At 61.0% G+C, this 4,894-nt stretch carries 6 protein-coding genes; 1 reads left to right on the top strand and 5 read right to left on the bottom strand.

The genetic code is table 11. From position 1 onward, the window contains the following. Nucleotides 1-116 precede the first annotated feature (116 nt). Both ACGHJ7_RS14625 and ACGHJ7_RS14620 read right to left on the bottom strand, forming a co-directional pair. On the bottom strand, nt 117-1,313 hold the full coding sequence (locus ACGHJ7_RS14625) for a tyrosine-type recombinase/integrase (protein WP_390479152.1): 1,197 nt from the start codon (nt 1,311-1,313) through the stop codon (nt 117-119). Next, a complete protein-coding gene (locus tag ACGHJ7_RS14620) occupies nt 1,310-2,623 on the bottom strand; it encodes a tyrosine-type recombinase/integrase (RefSeq protein WP_390479150.1) in 1,314 nt (437 codons plus the stop codon). The genes ACGHJ7_RS14625 and ACGHJ7_RS14620 overlap by 4 nt, the downstream gene beginning before the upstream one ends. A gap of 484 nt (nt 2,624-3,107) precedes the next feature. Between ACGHJ7_RS14620 and ACGHJ7_RS14615 the strand changes: the two genes are divergently transcribed. Continuing rightward, nucleotides 3,108-3,353 (top strand): hypothetical protein, encoded by a 246-nt coding sequence (locus ACGHJ7_RS14615; protein ID WP_390479149.1) that lies wholly within the window; start codon nt 3,108-3,110, stop codon nt 3,351-3,353. A 41-nt stretch (nt 3,354-3,394) separates the two neighbouring features. On the opposite strand, the gene ACGHJ7_RS14610 is transcribed toward ACGHJ7_RS14615, so the two are convergent. The 3 genes from ACGHJ7_RS14610 to ACGHJ7_RS14600 all read right to left on the bottom strand — a co-directional run. Beyond that, on the bottom strand, nt 3,395-3,646 hold the full coding sequence (locus ACGHJ7_RS14610; protein WP_390479147.1) for a hypothetical protein: 252 nt from the start codon (nt 3,644-3,646) through the stop codon (nt 3,395-3,397). 341 nt (nt 3,647-3,987) lie between these two features. Further along, the gene (locus tag ACGHJ7_RS14605; protein WP_390479146.1) at nt 3,988-4,332 is read right to left on the bottom strand and encodes a hypothetical protein; all 345 of its coding nucleotides are present in this window, start codon (nt 4,330-4,332) and stop codon (nt 3,988-3,990) included. Then, nucleotides 4,329-4,894 (bottom strand): hypothetical protein (locus ACGHJ7_RS14600; RefSeq protein WP_390479144.1); only part of this gene is annotated, 566 nt, incomplete at its 5' end. The genes ACGHJ7_RS14605 and ACGHJ7_RS14600, both read right to left, overlap by 4 nt.

Here is a 4,894-nt window from a genome sequence, read left to right as displayed (position 1 = left end):
AAAGCGGGCATTAGAATCAGTTTGCATTAACAAACGCAACTGGGTCGTTAGCGGAATGGCGGCTTTCATCCAATCTGCACTCGGAACCGGGCAGCGCGCCAGCGTCTCTTCGTAGGTCAACCCAGCATTCTTTCAATCGCCGTCCCAATCTGCTCAGTAGCGTCCAGCACATGCCCATCGTCGAGATGCGTATAGCGCGCCGTGGATTGAACGGTGGCATGACCAAGCAACCGCCCGATCATCGGTAGCGTTTCCTTGTTCATCGCCGCATGGCTCGCAAATGTGTGCCGAAGATCGTGGATCCGTAGGCCAGGCAGTCCGGCCTCGTCGCGGAACTGCCGCCAGAAACCATCGATGGAGCGCATGGGCCTTCGATAAGGTGTATTCCAGAATACCCATGGGATTTTCCTGTGGCGCGGGATTGTATCGATGACAGCCCTCGCCTCGTCCCCCATCCAGACCATTCGGGGGCCGGTCTTGCCGTGGCGCAGCTTGATCCGCGTCCCGTGGATATCGCTCCAGTGCAAGCCGAGGATTTCACCGCGCCTGCACCCGGTTAGCAAAAGAAGCGTTGCCGCTTTTGCTGCCAGCGAACGCATGGCGTGATCGCCGTCGCCCGCTCGTGCGAGCACCGACCCTAGGCGTGCAAGCTCTTTATATGTCAGAAACCGCTCGCAGTGGCGGCGGCGGTTCATGCGAACTACGCGGCACGGATTAGTGTTCTCCAGCCTGTAACCCCATGCTTCGGCCTTGTTGAGCATCAGGTTTAGCAAGCCGAGCGCCATATTAGCCGCGCCGGGGCTGGTCTGCCGGTTCACCTCGGCAAACCACTTCGTCACATGCTCCTCGTTGAGTTCATCGATACAGAGCTCCGCGAACGCATTCTGGAGGTACAAGCGGCGATAGCTGCCGTTAATGGCGTAGGTCTTGGCCGACCACCGCCGCGCCCACTTTTGCCAAAACTCGTCGAGGAAGTCGGTATAGCGCGGAGCCGAGCGTATCCGCTTGCGGTTTGTAGCCGGGTTCTCACCCGTCCGCGCATGGGCTAGCACCATCCGCGCCACCTGCGTTGCCTGTGTGCGCGTGATGACCGACGCTGGCCCAAGCGTCACCGTCCGCAGCTTGCCACCCATCCGCGTCTGCACGATGTAAACGTTCCTGCCCGACGCGTAGTGACGGATGCCTAACCCGTGCTCGCTGGCGAGCCAGGTTGTGGTGCGCGGTTTGCCCTTCGGAATGCGGATCAAACTGACGTCCGCGCCAACTTTGGCCAGCGCATCGTCGACCACTTGCCTGAGCGCGAGCACGGTCATGTTTGAAGACCAATGGCGGATGCCAGCGAACCTGACACGCGCTGCGCAGCGTCAGCGACGAACTCGTCAGCGAGGTGGGCGTATTTGGCAGAAGTTTCGGGCAAAACGTGCCCAAGCAGCTTGCCGATGGTCGCAAGAGGCACATCGCCCATAATGGCGGTCGAGGCAAAGCTGTGCCGCAGATCATGAATGCGCACATCGGGGAGCGCACAGCGGCGACGGAATCTGGTCCACCACATGCCGACGTTGATGGGCTTGGTGCCAGCGTGATCGGGAAATACGAACGGGCACCTGTCTTGCCTCTCAATGTTGCCCAGCACCGAAAGCGCTTGACTGTTGAGCCAGATGATCTTGGGTCCGGTCTTGCTGTCAGGGAGCACAAGGCGCGGCGGCTTTACCCACTCCCAGCGCAGCTTTTCGATCTCGCTTCGTCGAGCCCCGGTGTAGAGCAACAGCCGGATAATCGCGACCTGCTTGGGAGCTTCATTTTCGCAAGCGCGCAGTTCGGTGCCGATGCGCGCATACTCGCTTGGGCTGAGATACCGTTCCATTGCCTGCCGCTTGTAGCGCGGAATGCCGCGACAAGGGTTTGATCCCTTACGGCGCATTCTCAGCGCCTCGGCATATTTGAGCAGGGAGGCAAGAACAGGGACCGCGCGATTGAAGCGCGCTTCCCTCTCGCCCGCGCAGGCATCGCGCCAGCGCACGACATCCGCCCTCGAAACATCAGCAACCGGAATATCGCCAAAGTGCGCGGCCAGATCAATTCTCCAGGCATTCGCATTGCGCTTCGCGGTCGATGGTTTCCAGACCCTTGCGAGATCATCGAAATGGGTCGTGACGAAATCGTTCATAGTAGGGGTCGATTCGATCGCCACTCGCTTGGGCAGGCCGTCGAGAGCGGCTTCCGCCAGCAAGCGTCTCGCCTGCGCTCGTGCCAGTACAGCATCGACATCATCGGTCTTTCCGAGCGTGATCCTGCGGTGCTTGCCGCGATGCCTGAGCCGAACGAACCAGAAATAGTTGCCGCTGGGCCGGACCCGCATTCCGAAGCCCGGAAGTTCGGTGTCCCAGATGCAGTATTCGCTCGTTTTGAGCGGCAGTTTGCGCCGCGCATAATTGCCGTCGAGAAAGGCCCTGCGTCCGGCTTTTCTGGACATGGGGACCATATGGCGATGGGACATCTCAGAACTGCCGCCCAAAGTCCCGGAATGCTGGTCCTTTGCAGGGACCAGATAGGTATCCGTAGCTACCAATCTGCCAAGCGCCGCATTGAACAAGCGCGCCGATTCTACTGCACTTTTTCCCATATTTATACGGCATGCCGTGTTCGGTGTGCTGAAATCAGGGACTTGGCAGTCATGTTTCTGCGTATAGGTCTTGTGGGAGTCGCAGGAGGTCTGGCTCTTCCAGCGGAAAGCGCCGGCCACAGGCCGCGCGGGGGGGATAATTGATGCCCGTCAGCGGGCGAAAGCTTTCATCCCCGGGGCGGACAAGAGTGGGCCGCAGGTCCACGTCGATCGTCACCCGCAGGGCCGAGACCAGAAGGCTGGGGACCAGTCTTCGCAGGCTCGGTGAAGCTTGCTGAGGAAGCGTCCTGGCGAAGCCGGGACGCGAAACGAAGCTAGCGCAATAGAGCGCGGTCCTCGCGGCGAAGCTCGCGAGGATGGCCCTGAAACCAACTACCTGTCCAGCAGCGAAAACCGCAAAAGCGTCAGGCAAAAAAAGCCTCGGAATTGACCCGCAATTGGTCCATCGATTGCGGGTCAATTCGAGACGGAAGCGGAGGTGCAAATGGTATCGAAAGTGGAGCGCGAGCGCGCGGCTCTGGAAGCTGCGGAAAAGGATGTCGCCGAGCGCAAGAGGAAGCTCGCGCAGATGGAAAGGGAGGAGGCCGAAAAGAAGCTTGCGAGACTGGTCCGCAAGGTCGGCCATGAGCGGTCGGTGAGACTGTTGGAACTGGCCGTCGGCGTGAAGCCGAAGAACGCGATCGAGGCGCTCGAAGCGATGGAGCCTGCGGGCCGGAAACAGGCGTCCTGACGGGCGGCGTCCGAGAGGTCTCGGGCGGCCGCCCCGCCCGGTCAGTATTCGTCGTCCATCTTGCCGGTGGCGGTGTAGACGATATCGTCGATGAGGTGCATCGGAAGTTCGCCGTAATCGCCTTCCTCGAGGAGGATGTATCCGTCTTCGGTCTGGACGACATGGACGTCGAAGAAGCTGTGGTATGAGCGTCGTTCCGCCTCGAGAGTTTTCTCGTCGAGCGCGATGGTTTCGGTGTTTATCTGCCGGATCGTGGCGGTGTCGGCCGCGAATGTTTCCGTGGTGTAGCACATGGGTTGCCTCCTGTCGTTGGCGGCTCGTCCGCCATGCCATGAATCAGCGCTCCGGCGGTGCGCGGGTCACCGGAGCGAAGCGGAGGGGAAACGAAAATTGATCGAGTGGTGCGGAAGGTGCGCAGCACCTTCACGGTCGGTCCATTTTCGTTTGACCCGTGCATGGCCGGAGTGCTCATGGCGATGGTGGCGGACGGGCTTGTCGCGGGAGGCGGAAGTTCTATCTGCACCGCATGTTCGCGGCGCTGCCGCGGTCCGCCAGTGCTCCGATATTCGGGCATGAGAAAAGGGTGCCGCGGCGCTCGGGCCGGACACTCTTCCCATATCGATCCGGCGTGAGGCTAGTCGTCGGTCGAAGGCATTTCGTTCTGCCGTTCGCCATTGGCGATCGGACAACAGTGCGTGCAATGCTCGACGCCGGTGGCCGGGTGAGGCTGCAAGTCTCGACCCAGTCCCGAAACGCAGTGTTCAGGCATCCCTCCATCGAGGGGCAGATCGATACGCTCGAAGTGATCGTCGCCTTCGCGCTCGCATTCAATGCAGGTCTCGTGATCGTGGACGCCGCCAAGCTCCCAGCGCTGGTTGGTCTCGTCCCACGTGGCCCAGGCATCCTTGCAGATAGCGTCGGACCCGCAATTGGGGCAGCGCATCTCGATGCGCGCATGGTCTTGGAGAACTGTGGTCACAACGCCCACTCCACTACGGGGATCTGTTCGCCGCAGTCGGTGAAAGCGAGATAGGTCAGGCTGTCATAGACGGGGGTGATCTTCGCTGCGCAGAACGCATCATGGGTGCTCGGCTCCTGCAGGAGGTTGCGCAGGCCTTCGAGCGTCAACTCGCCAAGCTCGGCGTTATCCCGGCCGAGCGCGTAGAGGACCTTGGCCGCCAGGTCCGGCCCCATCATGAGATCCCGTGCGAGTGCGATACGTTCGGATACCGCGATCGTGATCGGCGCCGTGGGTTCGGGGCGCTGGACGCGCAGCGTCCGCCCGAGGAATTGCGCCTCCTCGACAACCTCGATCACTTCGGCGCGGTGGTCGAAGCAGCTGGTGAAGTTCGCCATCGAGAGCGAATTGGCGTTGATTTCGAAGTTCATCGGAGTCGCGCTGAATTCGTTCGCGTCGATGTCGAGCCCGACGTCGTGTGAATGCAGCTCGCGCATGAGCGCGGCGAGTTCGAGCGCGCTGATGACGGCGGGCTTCGAGGAAAGCTTGGTCGCGGTATCCTCGATGCGAAAGGTAACGAGCT

It is taken from the genome of Altererythrobacter sp. MTPC7 (assembly GCF_042851395.1).
Classification (GTDB): domain Bacteria; phylum Pseudomonadota; class Alphaproteobacteria; order Sphingomonadales; family Sphingomonadaceae; genus CAJXSN01.
The sequence above is the reverse complement of the archived record's forward strand: the minus strand, read 5'-3'. Positions and strand labels throughout refer to the sequence as shown.

Excerpts from the sequence above, each read along its gene's own strand:
- ACGHJ7_RS14625 (WP_390479152.1), bottom strand. The coding sequence starts at position 1,313 with ATGACCGTGCTCGCGCTCAGGCAAGTGGTCGACGATGCGCTGGCCAAA.
- ACGHJ7_RS14620 (WP_390479150.1), bottom strand. The coding sequence starts at position 2,623 with ATGGGAAAAAGTGCAGTAGAATCGGCGCGCTTGTTCAATGCGGCGCTT.
- ACGHJ7_RS14615 (WP_390479149.1), top strand. The coding sequence starts at position 3,108 with ATGGTATCGAAAGTGGAGCGCGAGCGCGCGGCTCTGGAAGCTGCGGAA.
- ACGHJ7_RS14610 (WP_390479147.1), bottom strand. The coding sequence starts at position 3,646 with ATGTGCTACACCACGGAAACATTCGCGGCCGACACCGCCACGATCCGG.